This is a genomic window from Clostridium sp. AM28-20LB, assembly GCF_003480665.1.
Lineage (GTDB): Bacteria > Bacillota > Clostridia > Lachnospirales > Lachnospiraceae > Otoolea > Otoolea fessa.
The window spans coordinates 750,236-774,942 of sequence record NZ_QUJN01000001.1; the positions used below are offsets into that span (position 1 = coordinate 750,236).

The 24,707-nt window shown below is 49.5% G+C and carries 22 protein-coding genes and 1 other annotated feature; of the genes, 3 read left to right on the forward strand and 19 right to left on the reverse strand.

What is annotated here, in order from left to right:
• Positions 1-14 precede the first annotated feature (14 nt).
• The 8 genes from DW739_RS03325 to DW739_RS03360 form a co-directional block, all read right to left on the reverse strand.
• Positions 15-521, reverse strand: coding sequence for a small multi-drug export protein (locus DW739_RS03325; RefSeq protein ID WP_118628580.1), 507 nt, complete (start codon positions 519-521; stop codon positions 15-17).
• Positions 522-524: 3 nt separating this feature from the next.
• Positions 525-1,100, reverse strand: a complete 576-nt coding sequence (locus DW739_RS03330) for a zinc ribbon domain-containing protein (protein WP_118628581.1) — start codon at positions 1,098-1,100, stop codon at positions 525-527.
• A 249-nt stretch (positions 1,101-1,349) separates the two neighbouring features.
• The gene (locus DW739_RS03335) at positions 1,350-3,767 is read right to left on the reverse strand and encodes a DUF6449 domain-containing protein (protein WP_118742607.1); all 2,418 of its coding nucleotides are present in this window, start codon (positions 3,765-3,767) and stop codon (positions 1,350-1,352) included.
• Entirely contained in the window at positions 3,742-4,641 is a 900-nt protein-coding gene (locus DW739_RS03340) for an ABC transporter ATP-binding protein (protein WP_118742608.1), read from the reverse strand. Before DW739_RS03340 ends, DW739_RS03335 begins: the two co-directional genes overlap by 26 nt.
• On the reverse strand, positions 4,628-5,020 hold the full coding sequence (locus tag DW739_RS03345; RefSeq protein WP_107000076.1) for a GntR family transcriptional regulator: 393 nt from the start codon (positions 5,018-5,020) through the stop codon (positions 4,628-4,630). Before DW739_RS03345 ends, DW739_RS03340 begins: the two co-directional genes overlap by 14 nt.
• Before the next feature lie 183 nt (positions 5,021-5,203).
• On the reverse strand, positions 5,204-5,497 hold the full coding sequence (locus tag DW739_RS03350; protein ID WP_118651074.1) for a hypothetical protein: 294 nt from the start codon (positions 5,495-5,497) through the stop codon (positions 5,204-5,206).
• A 329-nt stretch (positions 5,498-5,826) separates the two neighbouring features.
• Positions 5,827-6,624: a TIGR03915 family putative DNA repair protein gene (locus tag DW739_RS03355; protein ID WP_118742609.1), complete on the reverse strand. Its 798-nt coding sequence runs from the start codon at positions 6,622-6,624 to the stop codon at positions 5,827-5,829.
• Positions 6,625-6,644: 20 nt separating this feature from the next.
• Positions 6,645-8,267: a putative DNA modification/repair radical SAM protein gene (locus DW739_RS03360; RefSeq protein ID WP_118742610.1), complete on the reverse strand. Its 1,623-nt coding sequence runs from the start codon at positions 8,265-8,267 to the stop codon at positions 6,645-6,647.
• A 288-nt stretch (positions 8,268-8,555) separates the two neighbouring features.
• Here DW739_RS03360 and galE point away from each other — a divergent pair, with 288 nt between their 5' ends.
• Complete coding sequence (gene galE / locus DW739_RS03365; protein ID WP_118472873.1) at positions 8,556-9,581, forward strand: UDP-glucose 4-epimerase GalE; 1,026 nt, start codon at positions 8,556-8,558, stop codon at positions 9,579-9,581.
• A gap of 199 nt (positions 9,582-9,780) precedes the next feature.
• On the opposite strand, the gene sigK is transcribed toward galE, so the two are convergent.
• Positions 9,781-10,410, reverse strand: coding sequence for an RNA polymerase sporulation sigma factor SigK (gene sigK / locus DW739_RS03370; RefSeq protein ID WP_022358454.1), 630 nt, complete (start codon positions 10,408-10,410; stop codon positions 9,781-9,783).
• Between the two features lie 133 nt (positions 10,411-10,543).
• Complete coding sequence (locus tag DW739_RS03375) at positions 10,544-11,881, reverse strand: MATE family efflux transporter (RefSeq protein WP_118742611.1); 1,338 nt, start codon at positions 11,879-11,881, stop codon at positions 10,544-10,546.
• Between the two features lie 475 nt (positions 11,882-12,356).
• Between DW739_RS03375 and nhaC the strand changes: the two genes are divergently transcribed.
• The gene (gene nhaC / locus DW739_RS03380; RefSeq protein ID WP_118742612.1) at positions 12,357-13,745 is read left to right on the forward strand and encodes a Na+/H+ antiporter NhaC; all 1,389 of its coding nucleotides are present in this window, start codon (positions 12,357-12,359) and stop codon (positions 13,743-13,745) included.
• Between the two features lie 155 nt (positions 13,746-13,900).
• Positions 13,901-14,779 carry an MBL fold metallo-hydrolase gene (locus DW739_RS03385; RefSeq protein ID WP_118742613.1) on the forward strand — a complete coding sequence of 293 codons (879 nt, stop codon included), beginning with the start codon at positions 13,901-13,903 and terminating at the stop codon, positions 14,777-14,779.
• Between the two features lie 93 nt (positions 14,780-14,872).
• On the opposite strand, the gene DW739_RS03390 is transcribed toward DW739_RS03385, so the two are convergent.
• The 9 genes from DW739_RS03390 to argC form a co-directional block, all read right to left on the reverse strand.
• Positions 14,873-15,667, reverse strand: a complete 795-nt coding sequence (locus DW739_RS03390; protein WP_118570442.1) for an ATP-binding cassette domain-containing protein — start codon at positions 15,665-15,667, stop codon at positions 14,873-14,875.
• A gap of 44 nt (positions 15,668-15,711) precedes the next feature.
• On the reverse strand, positions 15,712-16,620 hold the full coding sequence (locus tag DW739_RS03395; RefSeq protein WP_118742614.1) for an ABC transporter permease: 909 nt from the start codon (positions 16,618-16,620) through the stop codon (positions 15,712-15,714).
• Between the two features lie 92 nt (positions 16,621-16,712).
• A complete protein-coding gene (locus DW739_RS03400) occupies positions 16,713-17,792 on the reverse strand; it encodes an ABC transporter substrate-binding protein (protein WP_243022052.1) in 1,080 nt (359 codons plus the stop codon).
• A gap of 85 nt (positions 17,793-17,877) precedes the next feature.
• Positions 17,878-18,215 (reverse strand) — a binding site (T-box leader).
• A gap of 292 nt (positions 18,216-18,507) precedes the next feature.
• Positions 18,508-18,927, reverse strand: coding sequence for a C-GCAxxG-C-C family protein (locus tag DW739_RS03405; RefSeq protein ID WP_107000101.1), 420 nt, complete (start codon positions 18,925-18,927; stop codon positions 18,508-18,510).
• A gap of 344 nt (positions 18,928-19,271) precedes the next feature.
• Complete coding sequence (gene argF / locus DW739_RS03410) at positions 19,272-20,174, reverse strand: ornithine carbamoyltransferase (RefSeq protein WP_022358782.1); 903 nt, start codon at positions 20,172-20,174, stop codon at positions 19,272-19,274.
• Positions 20,175-20,176: 2 nt separating this feature from the next.
• Positions 20,177-21,355, reverse strand: a complete 1,179-nt coding sequence (locus tag DW739_RS03415; protein WP_118742615.1) for an aspartate aminotransferase family protein — start codon at positions 21,353-21,355, stop codon at positions 20,177-20,179.
• 31 nt (positions 21,356-21,386) lie between these two features.
• Positions 21,387-22,253 (reverse strand): acetylglutamate kinase, encoded by an 867-nt coding sequence (gene argB / locus DW739_RS03420; RefSeq protein ID WP_118742616.1) that lies wholly within the window; start codon positions 22,251-22,253, stop codon positions 21,387-21,389.
• Positions 22,253-23,461 carry a bifunctional ornithine acetyltransferase/N-acetylglutamate synthase gene (gene argJ, locus DW739_RS03425; RefSeq protein WP_118742617.1) on the reverse strand — a complete coding sequence of 403 codons (1,209 nt, stop codon included), beginning with the start codon at positions 23,459-23,461 and terminating at the stop codon, positions 22,253-22,255. Before argJ ends, argB begins: the two co-directional genes overlap by 1 nt.
• Positions 23,462-23,756: 295 nt before the next feature.
• Positions 23,757-24,695: an N-acetyl-gamma-glutamyl-phosphate reductase gene (gene argC / locus DW739_RS03435; protein WP_118482042.1), complete on the reverse strand. Its 939-nt coding sequence runs from the start codon at positions 24,693-24,695 to the stop codon at positions 23,757-23,759.
• Positions 24,696-24,707 lie beyond the last annotated feature (12 nt).

Consider the following 24,707-nt stretch of genomic DNA (forward strand, 5'->3'; position numbering starts at 1 on the left):
TTTTTATCTGTGCATCATCCAAACAGCATGCCCAGCACGCCGTAGGACAGAATCGACATAATCACCGTCGCCAGCGCGATACCGACTAAAATCGCGCCAAATGCCTTGCCAAATTTCATGTGGAGCAGGGATGCCACCAGCGCGCCTGTCCATGCGCCGGTTCCCGGAAGCGGGATGCCGACAAAGAGCATCAGCCCCCAGAACTCATATTTCTCGATCTGCCCTTTTTTGCTCATCGCTTTGCGTTCCAGCCACAGCGCAATACCACGGAAACACGGAACCTTCTTCATCCACTCCAGCACATGGCGGATCAGAAGCAGGATAAACGGGATCGGCAGGATATTTCCCACGATACAGATCGGGATCGCCCGCAGGATCGGCACGTTTAAGAGTGCCGGTGACGCAGCCAGAAGCCCGCCTCGAAGTTCCAGAATCGGAATCATTGAGATAATGAAGATAATTGCCTCCTTCGATATGACTCCGGATAAATTAGCTGTAAACCATTGTACCAGTGAATCCATAAATTATGCCTGCTCCCCGCTGTTATTTTCATTCTGTGCCGCAGTATCGGTGGTGTTCTCCGAAACAGCGTCCGAAGCATCCGCGGAATCCGCGTCTGGGCCAGCCGCGCCTTCTGTTTCTGCGTTGTCAACCGCCTTATCTGCTGCAGCTTCATCCTTCTCTTCAAAGATAGTCTCCTGCATCTCCTCTGGTTCTTCCGGCTCATGCACATCTGCAGATGTCGTCGAATCCATCGGCGCACCGCACCGGCTGCAGAATGCCGCATTTTTCTCCACCTTTGCGCCGCACTCCGCGCAGACTCTTGTGCCCTCTAACTCGGCAATCTCATCCTCCAGGGACGCAATCTTCACAAGCCCAGCCTGGATAGTGTGGAACTCATCTGCAAATTTCCCTTCCAGCTCGCCCTCATGTCTGTCATAGTATGCTTTTCCCAGTGTGATATATGCCTTATTAATCTTATCTTTCTCGGCGGACAACTTCGATTTCAGCTGTAATACGCCTGTAATGTCCTTTACCCGGTTCGCAGCTTCCTTGCTCTTATCGCTGATCACCTTTCCAAGTTCATCGAAAAATGCCATATTTCTTCCTCCTCTGCGGGATATGTACGCCTCAAATTTCGTTCTGCCTGATGTGACAGCGCATCGCTGTTCTAAATCTAACGGCAGGTTCATGCAAAACCAAGGCATCTGATATTTTCTCATAACGATTCAGCCGGTTTTTGCATCAAATACATAAACCGGCTGAACCGCTACGTTTCCCCCTATTTTAGCCCCTACAGGGGAGAAAGTCAATCTTTTGCATCCCTAAATCAACTCTAGGCAACTTTTTTAATACGCAAACACCCGGTTCAGCCGCATCAATTCCGGTGTCAGGCCGAAGGTCGATTTCACAAACTCCGGAACCTTGCCATAGCGGAACGAGCGCTGGTAGATGCCATACTGACCCGATTCATCCATTTCATAGTCCGCCGCATATTCCCCATCATACAGGACATTCTGACCGGCATCCACCGTATATGTCTGACCTATCTCATTTTCCTCCATTGAATTTACCGAATCCCTCAAATCATCCTCTGAAACTGCCCCTGTGTCCTCTGTACCGGACACATATACTGCAATATTGATCCCCTGATATGCCTCCGCCATTTGATTGATCTGCACCATATCATCCGAAGCGGAGTTTGCAAGAATTTCTGCAATCTGTTCCGGATCTGTAATCGTTACCTCGCGTCTGCTGTTATTCTGAAGATACTCCCGCTGGCGTTTTCCAAGCTCTGTATCTGCCGGTGCCAGCTGATCCTCCGGAATCTTGCCGCCCTGATACTGAAGCACGATTTTTTCTGTATTTTCCGGCGTCACCTTGCTGCCGACCTCGGTACCACACTGTTTCAGAATCGCGATCGTCTCCTGGAAGGACGGATAAATCGGGTAATAATCAAACTGGTTAAATGTGTCATAATAGCCGCCATTTTTACGAATCACATCAATCATCGCCTGCATCTCATTTGTCTTAAACTGAATCTCCGCGATCGGCATCTCCTCCCGGCGCATATCCGGCGTCAGAGCCATCAGCTCTTTCTGGTATGCAGCAAGAAGCGCCGCCTTCGTCTGCTCATCCGGAAGCTTCACATGGCTGCAGTCCTCTTCCTCTTTGTAATTGATGCCTGCGGCATCGTCTGCCTGTAGGGACAGCACCGGGTACATTCCCAGTTTATAGCTCTGATTTTCATAAATGGAATCTAGCTGTTCCCGCAGCTCCGATACATTGATCGTGCGGTAATTACGGTAAACGGTTTTTCCATTGTTCAGATGCCAGGACAGCACGATCGAATCATAGCGTGAATCCAGATCCGCCTCACTCATCCAATCCTGTCCGCCGTTCAAATGCTTCCGCTGTCTGGAAGCTGTCTCGATGCCCTGCGCGCCAATTTCCCGCAGGACACGGATTCCATCCTCATCCGAGATCTGCATTTTATCTGCCACATCTCCCTGGGACGCCCATTCCATTCCAACACTGTAGCCATCCCTATACATTCTCGGAGTCACATGGTAAGCCCCTGCCGCATTGTTGTCCAGCGCATCACAGTAAATACCCGCGTATGCAACCTTGTCAGCATCCGGCAGATAGCTGTCATATCCTGCCACATCCAGGCGGAACCCTAAGAAAATGGCTGCCACTGCCACCGCACTAATGGCAAGCTGTCTCTTATGCGCAAACAAGCTCTTAAAATCGAAATGATAGATAATTTCGATCAGGCAGCTGGTGATGAGCAGTCCGCAGAGCAAGCCAAACACAGTCCAGATATCATCATTCAGGATTGACCGGAAAATCATTCCGGAAAACAGCGTGATCGGCACAACCAGAAGGAAACGGATCACCGGCTCACTTACCTTAAATGCCATCGCTCTTCCAGCCGCCTCAGACGGGCGTTTCCGGTACAGGAACATTCCCAGACCAAAGAGCAGGGCTGCCACTGCCCATGCAATGACTGCCATCCGGGTGGGATGCTCCGAACCAGTTGCCGTGCCGTACCAGAAAACCGGTGAGGTCCGCTCGCACCAGCGCAGCAGAAAATTGCCATTGTCATAAAACGTCATGAAGTATTCGGAAAAATACGTCGATACCACTGCAGCCACACCCGGTCCCCAGCTAAAAAGCACGCCGGTTCCCAGTAAACCCACGATCAGATTGCCTGTCAGAATCACTGCCAGCACAACCGTCATGTACACCAGTGTAAAAAAGCACATATGCTGTATATACCCAATCAGCAGGGTTCCCCATGAAAATGGTGCGCCCTTTACCTGCAGCATCACTCCTGCCGCCAGCAGAAATACCAGATACGGGACTGCCAGATACAGGATACCGTCCAGGCAGGTCACAGTATAAAGCATTTCACGGCTGATCGGAAGGCTGTGAAAAAAATCCGTTTTCTTTTTCGAATGGAGATACGAAAAACCGGACGCTGCCAGCACCACCGCCGTCACAATCAGGATAAATACCAGCATTGCATTCTGGATCGAATACATATGCAGCATCTCATTGGTCAGCTTTAATTTTGCTTCTGCTAACGCCGCTTCGACGCTCAGTTCTTTAGACAAGTTATCCGGACGCAGCATTATGCTGGTTTCCAGCGCTGTCAGGACCGGAAACAGAAAGAAGCACAAAAGTGCGGTAAGCGCCACGCTCCAGAGACGCTGCTTCGTATTTTCTCTCATATATTTAAAAAACAAGCCTTTTGATGTCATAACCAGCCACCTCCGTTTCACTGATAAAGATCTCTTCCAGGGAAAGCGGTATCATTTCAAAAAACACCGGATGATACGCCTGTAAAATTGTCTGAATCTCTTCCCGTTTTCCGCGCGCGGTAAGCGTCAGGAGACTTCCCCTCTGTTCCGTCTTTATAATATCGATTCCCTGCAAATCGCTGCTCCCCACTCCCGCCGGAAGCACACACTGAATCTTGTGAATATTTAACTTCATATCGTCCAGATCCTTTGAGAGAAGCATTCCTCCCTTGTGAAGCAGACCTACATGGTCGCAGATATCTTCCAGCTCCCGCAGATTATGGGAGGCGATGACCGGCGTGAGGTTCCGCTCCTCGATATCATTGGCAAAAAGACTCTTGACCGTCTGCCGCATGACCGGATCCAGCCCGTCAAACGTCTCGTCGCAGAACAGATAATCGGTTCCCGCACAAATGCCCAGCAGCACAGCGAGCTGTTTTTTCATACCCTTCGAAAAGGTCTGCACCTTCCGCCGGCTTTCCAGTTCAAAATTCTTTAGCAGTTTATCAAACCGGGCTGCATCAAACTTCGGATAAATTCCCTGATAAAACACCTTCATATCTTCCGCCGTTCCATTGCTTAAGAAATACGGCTCATCCGGGATATAAAAGCACCGTGCCTTTACCTTTGTATTCTCAAATACCGTCTCATCATCAACCGTAACGCTTCCTTCGTCCGGCTTTAAAATACCGGCTGCCATCCGCAAAAAAGTACTTTTTCCGGCGCCGTTGGTTCCAATCAGACCAAAGACACTTCCATTGTGAATCTCCGCATGGATATGATCGACTGCCACTGTATCATAAAAACGCTTCGTCAGATTCTCAGCCTTTATCATTTCTGTTTCCTCCTTCCTCACTTCCATAGCTCTGGATGACCTGCTCCTGGAACTCCAGCATCGTGATGCCGGTTCCTTTTGCATCCCGGATCAGAAGTTCCAGCTGATCCCAGATCTCCTGCCGCTTCCTCTCCCGAATCTGCCGGTTGTCCGCCACAAAACTGCCCCTGCCCTTAACCGAATAAATATATCCCTGGCGTTCCAGCTCTGCATACGCCCGCTGGATCGTATTCGGATTCATCGACAGCTCCGTTGCCAGACTCCGCACGGATGGAAGCTGACTGTCCTGCTCCAAAATCCCCCGGACCATCAGATCCGACAGCTTCTCAACAATCTGCTCATAGAGAGGTCGTCGATCTTTATAATCAATCAGAATCATGCTCACATTCTCCTTTCCTCCATTCTGCCCTGTATCAAAAATCATAAGTGTATTAGTTCATTCAATACAGTTATAGTATACAAAAAGGGCAGCCGATTGTCAACCGACTGCCCTCTTACGATTTTCTTAACAACCTTTTTGGTTATATCCGAATAGAAACAAACTTCTGCAATCAAAGATTGATTACTGAGCCTGTGTCTCCTCAGCTGCCTCAGTCTCTTCTGTTTCAGCCTCAGTCTCCTCAGCTGCCTCAGTCTCTTCCTCAGATGCCTCTTCGGTCTCTTCCTCGGAAACTTCCTCAGTCTCTTCTGTTTCAGCCTCAGTCTCCTCAACTGCCTCAGTCTCTTCTGCCTCTACAGTCTCCTCTGCTGCTGCAGTTGTCTCCTCTGCTTTGCTGCCGCAAGCGGTCAGAGCAGATGCTGCTACCATTGCACTCATAACTAAGATTGCTGCTGTTTTTGTAAGATTCTTTCTCATAATTATTCTCTCCTCTTTAAAACATACGATTTATGTTTTCTTGTACCTCATCGGTACGTGACTTATAATAAAAACAAATTATGTCCAAAATATGAACAGATAATTAACATTCACTAAATAAATCCAGTATTTCTTACAAAAATCGAAAGTTTTCGTAAGAAAAATCCTTGTTTCTGTTGATTTTACATTGTTTTTTAAGGTCTTTAAATCTTAATATATATGCAGCAGTTTTCTCGTTTCAATGCTGTTTTTTCCCGATTTCCGGCTTATTTTTATTCTTTTTTCGTTTCTTTATGAACAAGGTTCTCGATTTTGTGTTTACGATTTGTTCACAATTTAGCCAAATTTGAACAGTTGGAACCGAACTGAAATTCCGTCATATATTTCCGGTAGCGAAGCGGCAGGTGCATCCGCTGACAGGCTGGATTTTCCCGCTCCTTAATTCCTATCTGATGAAAAAATGCACTCCAGAGCGCCGCATATTCGCTCTGATCGGTTCTCCCGGAAAGCGCCCGCAGGGGTTCTGTCTCAGCCCCACGCATCATATACCACCGCCCCTTTCCTGTCCAGACTCCCGCTTCCTGGTGATTTTTATCATAGATAATAAATGGTTCCGAGGGCAGGCGATCTGTAAAATACGGCATCAGCAATGCCGTCACCCGGTTTTTCGGACCAATCTCAGAAAATAGTACCTGATCGGAATATTCTGCAAACCGCAAAAATTCTGTCTGCAAATGCGCTTCATTGGCAACCGCGCGGTTGATCTGAAAGACTGTCTGCACCGCCGGTATCTGTAAATTTTCCGTGATACGCCTCCCTGCTGCCCCTGCGCTAAACCCACAGACCAGAAAGCGGTAGACCGCCTCTGCCCGATCCTCCCGCTCACTCAGCGCCGTGCGGTAAATCCAGCTGTACGCCAGTTCTGACAGGGATCGGCGCACCGAGCGCACGACTTTCTGTGCCTTGAGCCGATCCACCGCTACCTCTCGATACTCCGAAAACAGGCTGTAATTATATTCGCCCTGTACTTCCAGCCGCACGTTCTCATGCCCTAAGCGGCTGTTCCAGGCATCATATACTCCTGTGAATATACCTTCCGGACTGTCTTCGCATACAAATACAACCATTGTTCTCTCCTCCGTCTGCTTCATGCCTGCGCCATATGAAAATCATCAAACAGCGACATCTGGCGGTACAGCCCGCTCTGTGACAGCTGCCACTGCTTCCGCTTCTCTTCACTGATTAGCTGTGCCGCGATCGCATCCTCATGGATCTGCACCGGGTACATCATCCGCCCTGAACAGGTAATGAAGTATACTGCCCGCTTCAGCACAACTCCCATCTTCTTCAAATCTTCAAACCGAAGCGCCACCTGTTTTCTCGCTGCGACAATCCGCATCGCAGACTTTACCCCGATGCCCGGAACCCGCAGAAGTGTCTCATACGGTGCCCGGTTTATTTCCACCGGAAACTCACCCAGATTCTGCAGCGCCCAGTCGCACTTCGGATCCAGAAACACATTAAAATTAGGGTGCTTTTCACTCAGAAGTTCCGATGCCCGGAAGCCATAGTAGCGCATCAGCCAGTCCGCCTGGTACAGACGGTGTTCCCGCAGAAGCGGCGGTCCGTCCGGAAGATCCGGAAGCAGGCTGTCCTCATTCACCTTGATAAACGCCGAATAAAAGACCCTCTTTAATCCAAAATTCCGATACAGCGCTTCCGCGACCGCAACCATCTGATAATCACTCTCCGGAGTCGCCCCGACAATGAGCTGTGTGCTCTGACCGCCGGGGACGAAATAATTCTTGCGGTTTGAGATATTTCCCAGTCCGAAACTGCCATAGATCGATCGTCCTGGGATGACACGGGGGATCTCCGGTGTATGTGTCCTTCCAACCCTTTCATCCATTTTCCCCGGCTCTTTCGACCTCATAAATCCTTTTACCTTGTCTCCATTCCGCCCCCAATCCATCTTTGTCTCTGTCTGATTCGGACTCAGAATTCCCTTGTCAGCCTGCAGACATTCCCTTTCCCCTTTTCCTATCGCTTTACCACCAATTCCATTTCTCCCGTCTCCCGGAATCTGAATTTCTCCGCGCTCTTTCTGCGGAAGCCATGCCCCTCTGCTCTCCAGACGCCCTTCCTGCTCCAGCTGTCTCGCGATCCCAGTCTGGATCTGGCGCATCGGGCGCAGTATCTTGTCCCGCGTCTTTCCCGGTGCCAGGCGCGCCAGACCATCAGCCGTCGGAAGCTCCAGATTCACACTCATCCGGTCCGCCAGAAAGCCCACTCTCTCAATCAGCTCCGGATCTGCCCCCGGAATTGCTTTCACATGGATGTAACCGTTAAATCGATGGACGCGCCGAAGGCGGTACAAGGTCTGATACAGCAGTTCCATCGTGTGATCCGGTGTCTCCAGCACACCGGAACTTAAAAACAATCCTTCTATATAGTTGCGCCGGTAAAATTCCATCGTCAGACGGCAGACCTCCTCCGGCGTAAAGGAGGTACGGACCGTGTCATTGCTCCGACGGTTGACACAGTAATGACAGTCATAGATGCACTGGTTCGTAAATAAAATTTTCAGCAGGGAGATACAGCGCCCATCCGAGGCAAAACTGTGGCAGATGCCGTCCACCCGGCTGTTTCCAAGAAAGCCTTCCTTTCCCTTTCTACCCACGCCGCTGGATGTGCAGGCGGCGTCATACTTCGCCGCATCCGATAAAATTCTTAACTTTTCTTCGATTGAAAGATTTTCCTGTATCAGCATGAGGTTCTGCCTCCTCCCGTTTCTCGAACATCCGTTCTGTATTTATCATATCACACCCTCTTTTTAAATGCAAGCTGTTTTTCGAACGCACATTCTATCATCACGCACACTGTATCCGAGTCTTTCCAATTCTACGCAAAGCGTTGTTAAACTTCCTCTTAAAATATAATTTCGATAACACATGACAATATTTCCGATTGTTTTCCTCGCAAGCCGCATTTATAATAAAGAAAGATTGAAGGTATAAAATGAATTATTCTTATAGGTAGGATGAAGGAGGAGTTTACAATGGCTATTTTAGTTACTGGAGGCGCCGGTTACATCGGCAGTCATACCTGCATCGAACTTTTAAACGCCGGATATGAGGTCGTTGTCATGGACAACCTTTACAATGCCAGTGAGGAAGCGCTGCGCCGCGTGGAGAAAATCACCGGCAAGCATGTAACCTTTTACAAGGCAAATATGCTGGATCGCGAGGCAGTCAATGAGATTTTTGAGAAAGAATCCATCGATTCGGTCATTCATTTTGCAGGCTTAAAGGCAGTCGGAGAATCCGTTGCGAAGCCACTGGAATATTACCACAACAATATCACCGGAACCTTGATTCTCTGCGACGTAATGCGCAATCATGGCGTCAAGAAAATCATTTTCAGTTCCTCCGCTACCGTATACGGAGATCCGGCATTCGTCCCGATCACCGAAGAATGCCCGAAAGGCAAAATCACAAACCCTTACGGTCAGACAAAGGGAATGCTTGAGCAGATTTTAACTGACCTGCACGTGGCAGATCCGGAATGGAATGTCGTTCTGCTCCGCTACTTCAACCCAATCGGTGCACACAAGAGCGGTCTGATCGGCGAGGATCCGAAGGGAATCCCGAACAACCTGGTTCCTTATATCGCACAGGTTGCTGTCGGCAAGCTGAAATGCCTCGGTGTCTTCGGCAATGATTACCCGACTCCGGACGGAACCGGTGTGCGCGATTACATCCACGTAGTTGACCTTGCAGTCGGTCATGTAAAAGCACTCCAAAAATTTAACGATAAGCCAGACGTATATATCTACAACCTCGGCACCGGCAAAGGCTACAGCGTACTCGATGTTGTCAAGGCTTACGAAAAAGCCTGCGGCAAAACAATTCCTTATGAAATCAAGCCACGCCGCGCCGGCGATATCGCAACCTGCTACTCCGATGCTACCAAAGCGAAAAATGAACTCGGCTGGGAAGCTCAGTACGGCATTGAGGAGATGTGCGCTGACTCCTGGAAATGGCAGTCGATGAACCCGAACGGATATCGGGACGCTGAGGACTAAGAGATGAAAAAGAATGTGCTTGGCACATTCTCGCGCCGAGCGCGGTCGCTTGCGACATGTTTCTGCTTCGCGCGAGTGCGCATCATTGGCACGTTAGTGCCTTTTTGTGTAATAGGGAATTCCAGAAAATTTCCTATTACATGACAAAAGCGGCTGACAGATGTCCATCCTAACATCTGCCAGCCGCTTTTTCTGTTCTTTATTTGTGTTCCGCAAATCCCCGCCGCATTTTTTCCAGCGCCCGCTTCTCGATCCGGCTCACATAAGAACGCGAAATCCCAAGTCTGGCGGCAATCTCCCGCTGCGTCTGTTCCTTTCCGCCAAACAGCCCGTACCGGCTGCGTAAGACGATTTTCTCTGTTTCTTTTAAACACGCTTCATAGGCGCGGTAAAGCTGTTCAATTTCCTGCTTTAAAATAATGGTTTCCAGAACTTCTTTTCCTTCTGCCTCCAGCACATCCATCCGGCTGACGGTTTCTCCGTCTTTATCTACCCCGATCGGGTCATATAACGAGATATCCTTTGCATATTTTTTACCAGCACGGAAGGTCATCAGAATCTCATTCTCGATACATTTCGCCGCATATGTCGCCAACCGCGATCCCCGCTCCGGATGAAACGTATTGACCGCTTTAATGAGCCCGATGGTGCCGATCGACAGGAGATCTTCCATTTCATAATCTGTACCCTGATATTTTCTGGTCACATGCGCCACCAGCCGTAAATTTCGCTCTATCAGAGTATTGCGTGCCTCATGGTCTCCCTCTTTCATGCGTTCCAGACAGGACCGTTCCTCTCCAGGTGTCAAAGGCTTTGGAAATGTATGCAAAGAAAAAGCCACCCTGAAGCTTACTTACTGATAGTTTATGCTTCGGTGGCTTTTCCAGTGCACCACTTGCTTTTCCGATTTTAGAAAGGGCGCTAAAAATCATACCATCCAGCCGGTTATAAATCCGCTGCTTCTAAAAATATTGATACCTCTTTCTCTTCGCCACCAAAAAGATAACTGACACCGTCACGGACATACACTCCGCCACGATAATTGCACCCCAGATTCCGTTCAAGCCCAGGAGCAGCGGCAGAATGATAACCGATGCACTTTCAAACACAAGAGTACGCAAAAATGCTATCAGCGCCGAGGTCAGTCCATCTCCCAGCGCCGTAAAAAAGGCGGAACTGAAAATGGAGAAACCGCAGAATAAGAACGAAACCGCATAAATGGAATACGCATGTACCGTCATGTCCAGAAGCCCGGCATCATATCCTACGAAAATAGCTGCCAACGGTGCCGCCATCACCTCGGACAGCAGCAGCATGCTCAGAGACGCCGCCGCGATCAGAAGCACACTGCGCTTTAGCAGGTTATTTAACTCCTTTTTATTTCCTGCGCCGTAGTGATAGCTGATAACTGGAGCTACGCCGGTCGCATAACCGATGAAAATCGCAAGGAAAATAAAATCCACATACATGATGGTTCCGTAAGCTGCGACTCCGTTTTCTCCCGCGTAGCGCATCAGCTGCGCGTTATACAGCATGCCGACAATGGACATGGAAATACTGCTCATCAATTCCGATACACCGTTGGTGCAGGCACGTCTGAGCGCTCCTCCATCCCACTTTGGTCTGCGAAGGCGCAGGCTGCTGCTGTTCTTCCGCAGGAAATAAACCAGCGGTATCGTTCCGCCTATGATCTGTCCCATCGCAGTCGCCATCGCCGCTCCGGCAATTCCCCAATGGAACACTCCCATGAACAGAACATCTCCCGTCATATTGAGCACACCCGAAATGATCGTTACAATCAGCCCCAGCTTCGGCTTCTCCGCCGTCACGGAAAGGCTGCCAAACGCATACTGCAACATTAAAAACGGAAGCGCCACCAGAATGATCCGTCCATACCGGATGCAGTCCGCCAGCATCTCTCCCTCCGCGCCAAGAAAGGCAGCGATCTGCGGTAAAAACAGAATACTGATAACCGCAATTACCAGACCAGAAACAAAGGTCGCAGCGATCAGAAGGGAAAAAATCTCCTGCGCCTTCTCACGCCTGCCCTCGCCCATAATCCGGGCGATCAGGGCACTTCCACCCGTGCCGAACATAAATCCCATGGCACCTACGACCATCAGAAACGGCATAATGAAATTGACCGCCGCAAACGGCGTTTTTCCTACAAAATTCGATACAAAATATCCATCTACCACTCCGTAAATGGAGGTAAAAATCATCATTAAAATAGATGGAATTGTAAACCGGATCAATCTCCCAAAACCGAAATGATCCGATAACTGAATCCTCTGTTCCATAACATTCTCCTGTCAAATTTTTAAGTAATTCTGCCATTATATCACGATTCGCATCTTCGATGCTTACCGCTGCTGACGCAGCTATCGTGATCGCCATTCGCCGTTCGCCATAAATCTGCAAGCAGCTTTCTGGCTCACTTGCGCTCATTATATCATAATTCTTCACATCACGGAACATCACCTGCACCTCTTCTCCGTTACTGTTCACGCATACGTGCCCAGTAACGGAATTTGCCGTGGCTTCGCATTTAAATACGGCAAATTCCTGCTGCCACCACGTTTTCTTACGGCACTTTCGGTTCCAAAAGTGCCTACCCGTGAATACTCTCCCCTTGAGCCAAATAATTATTATTCCTACGGTTGATTTTTTCGGAATTATTCTGTATAATGAAAATAAATTTACAATTTAACGCGTTAAACCTCAACGCATTAAATTCAAAAAAGCACGACTTTCACATTAGGGAGGAACTATGTTATGAGCGAAGACAAAAAATTAAACATGCCTCAGTCGCTTCTGCTTCTGCTCCTAATCATCGGAGCGGTTGCAGTCTGCATCCGGCTGAAAACGGGCGGACCGATGATTGGACTATTTATGAGCTGGATCATCATCTATCTGTTTTGTAAGGTATTACGCATAAATTATGAGCATGTTGTAAACGGCGCTTACGACGCGATCCGGGTTGTCGTTCCTACCCTGTGCCTGCTCATGACAATCGGCGTCATGATCGGTACCTGGCTGCAAAGCGGCACGATTGCAACCATCATTGTCGGCGGTTTAAAACTGATCAACCCGACCTGGCTGCTGCCTCTGACCCTGATTTTCTGTGCCGTATTAAGCCTTGTGACCGGAACCTCCTACGGTTCCGTCGGCAGTGCCGGTGTTGCCATGATGGCAATCGGCAACGCGATGGGCATCCATCCTGGCATGGTGGCAGGTGCTGTCATCTGCGGCGCGATGTTCGGTGACAAATTAAGCCCGCTTTCCGACACAACCAACCTGGCTCCAGCGGTTGCTGGCTCTAAATTAAACGACCACGTGCGTTCCATGCTCTGGACCACGCTTCCGACCTTTGTCATCAGCCTGGTTCTCTTTGTAATTCTTGGCATCAGCCAGACTTCAGGAAACTATGAAACTGGAAATCTTCTGACATACATCGATGCCCTGCAAGGTGAGTTTAAACTTGGCTTCATCACTCTGCTGCCAGCCATCGCAATCATTATTCTGCTTTTATGCAAAGTAAACGCGGTTGTCTCCCTTGGTCTTTCCGCCATCTGCGCCGGAGCTGTCTCTTTCTTCTATCAGGGCGCAACTTTGCAGAGTATCATCCGTGTTGCTTACAACGGATACAGTACCAGCATTGAGGAAGGTATTTTACAGACCATCTTAAACCGCGGCGGTATGAGCAGCATGCTTCAGTATGTGGCAATCATCTGCTTTGCAGTTGGTATGGGCGGTATGCTGGATCGCCTCGGCGTTCTCGGCAATCTCTTAAACGCCATCGTAAATCACATCAACAGCGATGGCAGCCTGATTGCAGCAAGCCTTTTAGTCGGCTATGTAACCAGCTTAATCAGCTGTTCCCAGCCGATGTCCCACGTCCTGACTGGAAATATGATGAAACCGCTGTTCAAATCCAGAAAAATCGCACCGGAAATCCTTTCCCGTACCCTTGAGGACGCAGGTACTTTATCCGGTCCGATGATTCCGTGGCACGGTTACTGTGTATACATGTCTGGAACCCTCGGCGTTGCCTGGTCAGTATTTTTCCCATACCTGTTCTTACTGTACTTAACTCCTTTGTTCAGTATTTTCTATGGATTTACGGGAATCTCCATCCGGCATACAGACGACGCTCAAAATTAAACCTTTCACTTGATGAAAACAAAAGGATCGAAACATATATGCAGCCTTTGACACAGTGTTTACCTGTGCAAAGGCTGAACACATCTAATTTGCCCGAACTTTTTTCATGATTTCGCGCAAAATATATTACATATGAATTTAGGAGATGAATATTTATGATGGAAACAAAGCTTGTACTTCTCGGAACCGGCACCCCGAATGCCTGCCCGAATGCCAGCGGTCCTTCTTCCGCAGTTGTCGTAGGCGACCGCGCTTATCTTGTAGATTTTGGTCCTGGCGTTGTCCGTCAGGCGGCGAAAGCATACCAACAGGGAATTGATGCCCTGCGCCCGGACCGGCTGATGATCGCATTCTGCACACATCTGCACACCGACCACACGGCCGGCTATCCGGATCTCATTTTTACCCCGTGGGTGCTGGAACGCCCGAAGCCGCTGAAAGTATTCGGTCCAAAAGGCATCCAGAACATGACCGAGCATATTTTAAAAGCATATGAGACGGACATCGACTTCCGTATCCACGGCTTTGAAAAAGCCAACGAAAATGGCTACAAAGTCGAAACTACCGATATCCAGCCTGGTATCATTTATCAGGATGACCGCGTGACGGTTGAGGCATTTCCAGTCAGCCACGGTACGCTTGAAAGCTACGGATTTAAGTTTACAACGCCGGATAAGGTGATCGTGATCAGCGGTGACACGGCTCCGCTTGAGATCGTGGCGCAGAAAGCGGAAGGCTGCGATATTCTCCTCCATGAGGTCGAGTACACCGCCGGACTCTCCGCCAGAGAACCAAAATGGCAGAAATACCACCAGGAAGTTCACACTCTCAGCGTTGATCTGGCAAAGATTGCCGCCAAAGCGCACCCGCGGCTTCTGGTTACCTACCACCGTATCTATCACATGGAAATCCAGGACAACACCCGCGATGTCGAGGCTGAAATGGCGCGCAGAAACACCGCCATTTTGCAGGAAATCCATGATGCCGGATATGAAGGTGCCGTTGTAAATGGACAGGATTTAGATGTATTCTAAGAAAAATTTAAGGGGCTGTGAAATAAGTCCCTAAACAAAATGGGGATGTAAAAACTCAATCGAATTTTTCACATCCCCATTTCGTTTTATCTTCTACGCCAGCATCATCCGGTCATTATCAAATGCCTTCTTCTTTTTCTCCGCATAGCAGTCTAAAAGGTCATTCACCCCCATTTTCGCTCTCTCCTCACCGCCCAGATCCAGGATGATCCGCCCTTCATCGAGCATGATCGTCCGATTTCCGGTCGTGAGCGCCTGCGACAGATTGTGGGTGATCATCAGCGTCGTCAGGTGGTTTTCCGACACAATCGACCGCGTGATCTCCATGACCTTATCCGCCGTCGCCGGGTCAAGCGCCGCTGTGTGCTCATCCAGAAGAAGGAGCTTTGGCATGACAAGCGTACACATGAGAAGCGTCACAACCTGTCTCTGACCACCTGACAGAAGCCCTACCTTCGTCTTCATACGGTTTTCCAGATCCATATGGTACTTCTCAAGCTCTGTCCGGAATAGATCCTTTTCCTGTTTGCGGACCGCACTTCGAAATGGCTTCCGATCCTTCCGGGTATATGCCAGCGCCAGATTTTCCTCGATCGTCAGATGCGGCGCCGTTCCTTTCATCGGATCCTGGAACACGCGCCCGATCTGGCGCGCCCTGCGGTGCTCCGACAGAAAAGTGATATCCTGACCATCCAGGAAAATCTGTCCCTGATCCAGCCAGTAATTGCCGCAGATCGCATTAAAAAGCGTCGATTTTCCCGCTCCGTTGGAACCGATGATCGTCACGAACTCCCCATCATCCAGATGCAGGTTCAGTCCGTTCAAAGCGTGGTGCTCGCTCGCCGTACCAGCGGAAAATACTTTGGTTGCCTGTTTTACATCTAACATAGTACATCTCCATCTTTTATCCCTGTTTGTAACTGCTTTCCAGGTTATTGTTTACACATCTCTCTTTCTCTCGTCCGCTTCATCTTTAAAAGCCCCATCTGATAACGGATCGCCGGAAGCGCCAGCGCCGCCGCTACGATGCACGCTGATACCAGTTTTAACGCATATGCCGGAAAAATCTGGCTCTTGGTTGCCGCTGCGATGATATAACGGTAGATGATCGAACCGAAAATCGAGGAAAAAAATCCGATTTCCAGACCTCTTTTTCCAACAATCACTTCGCCAATGATGACCGATGCCAGACCTACGACCAGCATACCGGAACCGGAGTTTACATCCGCAAATCCCTGATACTGGGCAATCAGACCGCCGCTGACCGCTACCAGTGCATTGCTGAATGCCAGCGCCGTGATTTTCATCGCGTCTACATTGATGGAGGACGCGCTCACCATCGCCTCATTATCGCCCGTCGCCCGGATGCAGAGTCCCAGATGCGTCCGGAAGAAAAGAATCAGCAGCACCAGGCAGACTGCTGCTGCCGCGACCGCAATCACGAGTCTTGCCGCCTCTTTTGAAAGTCCCAGGCTTTCTGCCGCTTTAAATATGGTCGGAACATTGATGAGGGAAACATTCGGGCTGCTTCCCATCACAATCAGGTTGATGGTGTAAAGCCCGCACATTGTGAGGATGCCAGCTAATACCGCATGAATCCCCATCTTCGTCTGGAGTACGCCTGTCACACAGCCAGCCAGCGCCCCGGCCACAGCTGCTGCCACAATCCCGGCAACCGGATGCCCCGCCAGCGTGCAGACTGCCGAGGCTGCCAGTCCCAGCGTAAAACTCCCCTCCGCCGTCAGATCCGGAATATTTAAAATGCGGAATGTGACGTATATTCCAAGCGCCAGTATTCCATATAAAAATCCCAACTGCAGGGATCCGATCACCAGTGTCATGTGTGCTTCCTCCTATTTTCAAGTTCGTTTGTAATTACTCCGCAAATTTCCACAATCAATGAATGTGTGTACCAGCCAGACTGCTATATATCTTACTCCGCATCCTTTACAAAGGTTGCCTCGTTCTGCACCTCATCCGAGAATGTGATTTCCAGTGCATCGGCTGTATCCTGATTGATTACCATATTGGAAGCCGGTACCACAACAGCTGCAATATCCTCCATCGCAGTTCCGTTTAAGTATTCCAGTGCCATATCTGCGGTCTGTGCGCCGATCTCGGTATCGCTGATCGCAATCGTTGCAAATGCACCGGAATCAACCATAACAGCGGAGCTTCCATATACCGGAATCTTCGCATCTCTTGCCACTTCCGTTACCATCGGCATTGCACTCTGGATGACACTGTCATTCGGTACGAAAATCGCGTCAACCTCGCCCGCTAAAGACTGTGCCGCCTGCTGTACTTCAGATGAGTTCGTAACAACCGCCTCTTTATAAGAAAGTCCCTGATCGTCTAAATATTTTTTTGCATTCTCCACGGTGCTGACGGAATTGATCTCGCTTGTATTATACAACATTCCGTAGGTCTTACAATCTGGTGTCAGCTTATCGCTCAGTGCGAAAATATCCTCAACCGGAATCGCATTGGAAGTACCGGTTGCATTCTTATCCGGCTTTTCCATATCGGTAATGACACCCGCGCCGACCGGATTGGAAACAGCGATAAAGAATACCGGAATATCCGTCTCCAGGTTTACCATCGCCTGGGTCGCCGGAGTCGCAATCGTTGCAATCAGGTCAACACCGCTGTCTGCCATCTCCTGGCAGATGGTATTCAGCGCTGCCGCATCGCCCTGTGCATTTTTGTAAACAATATCGACTTTACCACCTGTATATTTTTCAGTCAGCTCCTCCGAGAAACCATCGCGCATATCTGCAAATGCACCGTTATCAATCATCTGGATCACGCCAACCTTGATATCGCCCTTTGCCTCGCTGGCTGCTGCCTCCGATGCATCTCCATTTTCAGAAGCCGCCTCAGAATCAGCCGCTGCTGTCGTTTCTGCCGCATTCGAGCCGCCACAGCCTGCCATCGTCAGTGCCATTGCCGCTGCCATCGCTGCTGCTGTGCCTCTTTTTGCCATCATTCCAAATCCATTCATTTTTCTCATAATACTCTCCCTTTCCGCCATCCTGGCTCTCGCTGATTTTGATTCCCAACGAAATATAAAATCCCCGGCGCAGACAAACTCCTGCGCCGGGGACGAATAAACAAATATCGTGGTGCCACCCCTGTTCTCAGACCTTCAAACTTTATATATAAAAAGCAGATATTCCCACACAATGGAAAATATCTGCCATCCAGTCTGACTCATTCTACGGTACGGAAAACATAAACGTGATTGATAATGCGAAATCAGATATGCTCTCGATACCCTACTCTTTAACGCAGAGCTACGGCTGCAGCTACTTGAATCACTCTTTCACCTCGCATCTCCCAAATCCATTCCATACAGCCCTTCATACCGGTTTCCACCAAACCCGGCTCTCTGTGATGTACCTCTGTATGTACTCGTTTTGTTCATTGACTTTGTAGTGTCGTATTTAATTTTTTCATAGTTTACCACTATGTTTTTAAGTTGTCAACCCTATTTTCGATTTTTTCTTTATCATCGGCAAAATCGGGTTACCGTTCACAGGTAGGCACTTTTGGAACCGAAAGTGCCGTAAGAAAACGTGGTGGCAGCAGGAATTTGCCGTATTTAAATGCGAAGCCACGGCAAATTCCGTTACTGGGCACGTATGCGTGAACAGTAACAAAATCGGCTGCCCGCGCGTTGCTGTACGGCACTTGCAGTTTCAAACGTGCCAATTTGTGAGGATATATTAGAACAATACTTCTCCGATAATCTCCACCGCATCGCTGATGCAGTCCGGACAGGCACGCAGCACATTTCCTGTTTCCACACCCTTCAAATCCCTACAGACCACGCTCTGGTTCTTCTCAAGGAAACGCGCGATGCACTCTCTGGCATCCTTATAAGAAACCGCCTTCGAATTCGCCAGCTCCAGATCCCCGGTACTATCCTTCAGCCCCGCCAGCACAGCCGCCGCCGAAATGGCCCCGCAGGTACCATTCATGCCGCCCATGCCAAGACCAAGCCCCTCCGTCACCTTAAACAGCGCCACCTTGTCCAAATCCACCTTATCCGCAAACGCACACGCCACCGACTGGGCACAATTATACCCCATTGCATGAAACTGAGCCGCCTGCTGCTGACGCGCTGAAATCTCCTCTTTTGTCATACTGATACCTCCTGAAACTTTCATGATTTTCTAAATTTTATATTATATATTTAAATCCATTATAACATACATTCCACTCTCTGAAACATCCAATTCACAACACCAAAATCACGCAGCTCTCAGCGCAAGAAGCCCCTTGCGTTTCGTTGCATTTGCAGGAGTCTTGGTAACTCTTGGCTCGCAGAGATTTGTGTTAGAGTTCAAAATACACCTGTCTGAGCGAAGCGAGTTTGTATTTTGGACTCTGCTTTTAACAAATCTATGCAAGCCTAGTGTTACCGTCTCCGAAACCGCAACGAAACACAAGGGGCTTCTCGCGCGTCACCTTTGCCGCTTTTTATCTTCTATTTCATCAGCGTAACCATAACCGCCTTCTGGGCATGCAACCGGTTTTCCGCCTCTTCAAAGATCTCAGACGCATGTTCTTCAAAGATCTTCTCGGTAATCTCCTGTCCACGGTAAGCCGGCAGACAGTGCATTACCATCGCCCCCGGTTTTGCCGCAGCCATCAGTTCATCATTGATCTGATATCCCTGGAATGCCTGCTGGCGGATCTTCTTCTCTTCTTCCTGACCCATGGAAGTCCATGTATCTGTGATGACAACGTCTGCATTTTCCACTGCCTTGATCGGATCATTTACCAGTGTAAATGCGTCATTGCCAGCTGCGAAATCCAGCACTTCTTTCGCCGGACGGTAATTATCCGGAGTTGCGATAGATACCTGCATATCCGATTTCAGACCGCCTACGATCAGGGAGTTCGCCATGTTGTTGCCGTCGCCGATGTAACACATCTTGAGCCCTTTCAGTACGCCGTATTTCTCACGGATCGTCATCAGATCAGCCAGTACCTGGCACGGATGGCAGAAATCAGTCAGACCGTTGATGATCGGGATAGAACCGTATTTTGCCAGATCCTCCACTTCTTTCTGCTCGTAGGTACGGATCATGATGCCGTCCAGATAACGGGAGAGTACGCGTGCGGTATCCTGTACCGGCTCACCGCGTCCGATCTGTAAGTCGCGGGAGGAAAGGAACAGTGCCTGTCCGCCGAGCTGGAACATACCGGTCTCAAACGAAACTCTGGTACGGGTGGATGACTTCTGGAAAATCAGACCGATGGATTTGCCCTCCAGAAGACGATGTGAAATGTGATGTTTCCGCTCATATTTTAACTGATCTGCCAGATCCAGAATCGAGGTAATCTCCTCCGGTGTGCAGTCCAACAGCTTTAATAAATGCTTCATGTCTAAAATACCTCCCTCATAGCAGCGATTGCCTCGTCCATCTCCTCTTTCGTGATAACAAGCGGCGGAAGCAGACGGATCGCCTCTGTACCGGCTGTCAGAACCAGGACGCCTTTCTCCATCAGCTGACTGACCATCGCAGCTCTCTCGTCTTTGTCCACTACGATGCCTAACATCAGTCCCATGCCACGAACGGTTTTTACCTTCGGAGAACCGATCGCTAAAATCTCCTTTTTCAGGTACTCGCCCTTTTCCTGAACCGATTTCAGGAATTCCGGCTTATTTACGATATCTAATACGGTATTGGCAGCCGCACAGCAGAGCGGATTGCCGCCGAAGGTTGTACCGTGCGTACCGGCGCCCAGTACATCCTGGCATTTCTTATCCGCCATGACAGCACCGATCGGAACGCCGCCGCCGAGTCCTTTTGCCATGCTGATGATGTTCGGCTGAACGCCGTACTGCTCATAGCAGAACAGGCTTCCGGTACGTCCGATGCCCGTCTGAACCTCGTCAATCAGAAGCAGGATGTCCTTCTCCTTGCAGATCTCGGCAGTTGCCTGTACAAATTTCTTATCAAGCGGAAGGACGCCGCCCTCGCCCTGAATCATCTCCATCATGACAGCGCAGGTCGTATCATCAATCTTGCGCTTCATGTCTTCGATATCATTGGCTGCCGCATAATCAAATCCTTCCGTGAATGGGAAGAAATACTGATGGAACTTGTCCTGTCCGGTTGCCTTTAATGTCGTCACGGTACGTCCGTGGAAGGACTGTTTCAGCGTGATAATCTTATTTCTTCCCTCGCCGTATTTGTCAAAGGAATACTTTCTTGCCAGCTTGATCATGCCCTCGTTGGCTTCCGCACCGGAGTTTGCAAAAAAGATTTTTCCCATTCCGGCTGCATCGACCAACTTCTTTGCTACCTGCACCATCGGCTCGGTGTAATACAGGTTGCAGGCATGCATCAGCTTATGTGCCTGCTCCGATACCGCAGTCGTCAGCGCCTCGTTGTCATGGCCAAGACTGTTGACACCGATGCCGGAGGTCAGATCAATGTATTTCTTTCCGTCCGTATCCCACAGCGTCGCGCCTTTTCCGTGATCCAGCGCAATCGGGAAACGTCCGTATGTGTGCATAATATAAGTTTCTTCGCCCTGTTTGATTTCTTCAAATGTCATAAAAATCCTCCATGCATCTTTCAAACTTTGTTTACGAGAACATGGTTCCTACACCGTCATCGCTCAAAAGCTCGACCAGAATCGAGTGCGGCACACGGCCATCCTGGATATTGGCACGTTCTACACCCTGGCGTACTGCCTCAACACAGCAGTCTACCTTCGGAATCATGCCGCCAGAGATCACACCCTCTTTGATAAGCGCCGGAACCTCAGAAACTTTCAGTCTCGGAATCAGTGTCGAATCGTCTTTCGGATCGCGCATCAGACCGCATACATCCGTCAGAAGAATCAGTTTTTTCGCTTTCAATGCCACCGCCAGCTTCTCCGCTGCCGTATCTGCATTGATGTTATAGTTCGTCTCCTCGTCCATGCCTGCTGCCACGGAGGAAACAACCGGGATAAAGCCCTCATTTAAAACATCGAGAACGACTTTCTCATTGACTTCTTTAATATCTCCCACATAGCCGTATTCCGTTCCATCCGGATCGACTAACTGGATCGCCTTGAAGAGTCCGCCGTCCATGCCGCCCAGACCAACGGCACGTCCGCCTGCTTTCTCAAACAGGGAAACAAGGTTTTTGTTGACCTTACCGCAGAGAATCATCTGGACAATATCCATCGTCTCGCGGTCTGTGTAGCGCAGACCTTTGACAAATTTAGACTCTTTTCCGGTTTTTTTGAGCATCTCCGAAATCTCCGGACCGCCGCCGTGTACCAGCACGACCTTGATTCCTACCAGATTTAAAAGGACGATATCCTCGATCACCGCCTGCTTTAAATCTTCATTAATCATGGCGTTTCCGCCGTATTTTACAACGATAATTTTACCTGCATATTCCTGAATATAAGGCAGTGCCTCTACCAGGACTTCTGCGCTCATTTTTGATCCTGTTTTCATCACGTCCGATAATCTCCATTAATCTTCACATAATCATAGGTCAAATCGCATCCCCAGCAGGTAGCGCTTCCGCTGCCTTCCTGAAGTGTTACATTGATCTCCACTTCATCCTGGCTTAAGATTTTCTTTGCCAGAGCTTCATCAAAATCGAGTCCCCTGCCGTCCTCACAGACTGCAATGCTGCCCTCTTTGGAGGCAAACTCGACTAACACTTTCTCCGTGTTAAACGCAGCTCCGGAATAGCCCATCGCGCAGAGAACGCGTCCCCAGTTCGCATCGGAACCGAACATTGCTGCTTTGGTCAGGGAAGAACCGGCGATAGATTTTGCCAGTACCTCGGCTGTCTCCTCGTCCTTCGCTCCCTTCACGGTACAGGTCATCAGCTTGCTTGCGCCCTCGCCGTCTGCCGCAATCTTACGAGCCAGATCCTGCATAACCGTCTGCAATGCCTCGCGGAATGCCTCGTATGCCGGATCTTCTGCAGTAATCTCCGCATTGCCAGCCATACCATTTGCCAGAACGGTACACATATCGTTGGTGGAAGTATCGCCGTCAACAGTCACACGGTTGAAGGTACGTTTTACATTGAATAACAGCGCCTTGCGGATCATCTCGCTGCTGACTGCACAATCGGTTGTGATGAAGCACAGCATCGTTCCCATATTCGGGTGAATCATGCCGGAACCCTTACAGATACCGCCGATGTGGCAGGTTGTTCCATCTACATCAAATTCAACAGCGATCGTCTTCACTTTTGTATCGGTCGTCATGATCGCTTCTGCAGCTACCAGGGAGTTGTCATATTTCATCTCCATCTCGCCTGCATGAGCCTCGATCGCCTCAACCGGAAGCGTCTGACCGATGACGCCGGTCGATGCTACGATTACATTTTCCTCCGAAACGCCCAGCGCACGCGCGCCTGCCTTTGCTTGTCTTCTTGCATTCTCCATGCCAAACGGAGCGCACGCGTTCGCATTTCCGGAATTGACAATAACCGCCTGTGCCTTTCCGTCGGCCAGATGTTCCTTTGTCAGTAAAATCGGTGATGCCTTGACGCGGTTGGTCGTATAAACCGCCGATGCGTTGCAGACACAGTCCGAAAGGATCATCGCCAGATCCTTTTTTGTATGAGATTTGCGGATTCCACAGCGCATCGCGCCCGCTTTAAATCCTTTTGCAGCACAAACACCGCCTTCGATTATCTTCATATGACATTCCTCCTGTCATTTTTAATGTACTCTCGGAATCTTTCTGTGCTTGATTTTGTGAGATGTTTTTTTGTCAGTTGTGCCCAAATTTCTGAGGCGTACGCGGTGCGTACGTTGATGAAATTCGGGTGCAGCTGGCGGAAAATCAGCCACAAAAGCAAGTGCAGAAAGATTCCGAGAGTACATTTTTATATAACTTCGTCTCTATAGTCCCCCGCAGCTATTTTATGGTTTTATCTCTCAACCCCAAAATATCTAAAAAAACCATCTGCCATTCTTTTATTATAGCACTTTTCTATAGTGCCAGTCCAGCTGTCTCCTCAAATCCGAGCATCAGGTTCATGTTCTGAACGGCTGCGCCTGAAGCACCCTTTCCAAGATTATCAAAGAGCGCCGTCACCATGGTCTGTTCCCCGTGACCATTGACAATCAGCTCCAGACTGTCTCGACCTGCCATATCTGCCGCCGCGATCATACCGTCATATCCAAACGGATGTACCTTAATGAGCTTCTGTCCGTCATACCAGCCAGCCAGCTTCTCATAGATATCTTCCGCGGTCGGCCCGCCGTTTAAGAGGCGGTTCTGAAGCTGGATCGTGACCGCCATTCCTTTATAGTAGTCATCCACGATCGGACTAAAGACCGGCGGATAATCAAGTCCGCAGACCTTCTGCATCTCCGGTAGATGCTTATGTTTCAGCGTCAGACCATAAATACGGGGTGCGAAATAGCTCTGCGGCTTCTCCGGCGATTCATACTCGGCAATCATCTTTTTGCCGCCGCCGGAATAGCCGGTCAGGGAAAAGACTGTCATCGGATAATCCTTCGGGATGATTCCCTGCGCCACCAGCGGATAAACAGAAGTGATAAATCCAGTTGCATGGCAGCCTGGATTCGCCACCCGGCTGGACGTTTTGATCGCCTCGCGGTGCTCCTTTGAAAGTTCTGCCATGCCGTACGCCCATCCTTTGGCTGTCCGGTGCGCGGTAGATGCATCAATGATGCGCGCCCCAGAACCTTCCGCCAGTGCAACTGCCTCAACCGCTGCCGCATCCGGCAGGCACAGGAATACGATATCCGCCGCATGAATCAGCTTTCTTCGCTCTTCCGTGTCCTTGCGCTTTGCCTCATCGATCAGAAGCAGCTCGATGTCCTCTCTTTTTGCCAGACGATCGTAAATCTGCAGCCCGGTTGTTCCTTCTTTTCCGTCTATATAAATCTTCGGTTTCGCCATTGTTCGTCCCCC

Coding starts and splice junctions, on each gene's coding strand:
- DW739_RS03325 (WP_118628580.1), bottom strand. CDS start 521: ATGGATTCACTGGTACAATGGTTTACAGCTAATTTATCCGGAGTCATA.
- DW739_RS03330 (WP_118628581.1), bottom strand. CDS start 1,100: ATGGCATTTTTCGATGAACTTGGAAAGGTGATCAGCGATAAGAGCAAG.
- DW739_RS03335 (WP_118742607.1), bottom strand. CDS start 3,767: ATGACATCAAAAGGCTTGTTTTTTAAATATATGAGAGAAAATACGAAG.
- DW739_RS03340 (WP_118742608.1), bottom strand. CDS start 4,641: ATGATAAAGGCTGAGAATCTGACGAAGCGTTTTTATGATACAGTGGCA.
- DW739_RS03345 (WP_107000076.1), bottom strand. CDS start 5,020: ATGATTCTGATTGATTATAAAGATCGACGACCTCTCTATGAGCAGATT.
- DW739_RS03350 (WP_118651074.1), bottom strand. CDS start 5,497: ATGAGAAAGAATCTTACAAAAACAGCAGCAATCTTAGTTATGAGTGCA.
- DW739_RS03355 (WP_118742609.1), bottom strand. CDS start 6,624: ATGGTTGTATTTGTATGCGAAGACAGTCCGGAAGGTATATTCACAGGA.
- DW739_RS03360 (WP_118742610.1), bottom strand. CDS start 8,267: ATGCTGATACAGGAAAATCTTTCAATCGAAGAAAAGTTAAGAATTTTA.
- galE (WP_118472873.1), top strand. CDS start 8,556: ATGGCTATTTTAGTTACTGGAGGCGCCGGTTACATCGGCAGTCATACC.
- DW739_RS03375 (WP_118742611.1), bottom strand. CDS start 11,881: ATGGAACAGAGGATTCAGTTATCGGATCATTTCGGTTTTGGGAGATTG.
- nhaC (WP_118742612.1), top strand. CDS start 12,357: ATGAGCGAAGACAAAAAATTAAACATGCCTCAGTCGCTTCTGCTTCTG.
- DW739_RS03385 (WP_118742613.1), top strand. CDS start 13,901: ATGATGGAAACAAAGCTTGTACTTCTCGGAACCGGCACCCCGAATGCC.
- DW739_RS03390 (WP_118570442.1), bottom strand. CDS start 15,667: ATGTTAGATGTAAAACAGGCAACCAAAGTATTTTCCGCTGGTACGGCG.
- DW739_RS03395 (WP_118742614.1), bottom strand. CDS start 16,620: ATGACACTGGTGATCGGATCCCTGCAGTTGGGATTTTTATATGGAATA.
- DW739_RS03400 (WP_243022052.1), bottom strand. CDS start 17,792: ATGAGAAAAATGAATGGATTTGGAATGATGGCAAAAAGAGGCACAGCA.
- DW739_RS03405 (WP_107000101.1), bottom strand. CDS start 18,927: ATGACAAAAGAGGAGATTTCAGCGCGTCAGCAGCAGGCGGCTCAGTTT.
- argF (WP_022358782.1), bottom strand. CDS start 20,174: ATGAAGCATTTATTAAAGCTGTTGGACTGCACACCGGAGGAGATTACC.
- DW739_RS03415 (WP_118742615.1), bottom strand. CDS start 21,355: ATGACATTTGAAGAAATCAAACAGGGCGAAGAAACTTATATTATGCAC.
- argB (WP_118742616.1), bottom strand. CDS start 22,253: ATGAAAACAGGATCAAAAATGAGCGCAGAAGTCCTGGTAGAGGCACTG.
- argJ (WP_118742617.1), bottom strand. CDS start 23,461: ATGAAGATAATCGAAGGCGGTGTTTGTGCTGCAAAAGGATTTAAAGCG.
- argC (WP_118482042.1), bottom strand. CDS start 24,695: ATGGCGAAACCGAAGATTTATATAGACGGAAAAGAAGGAACAACCGGG.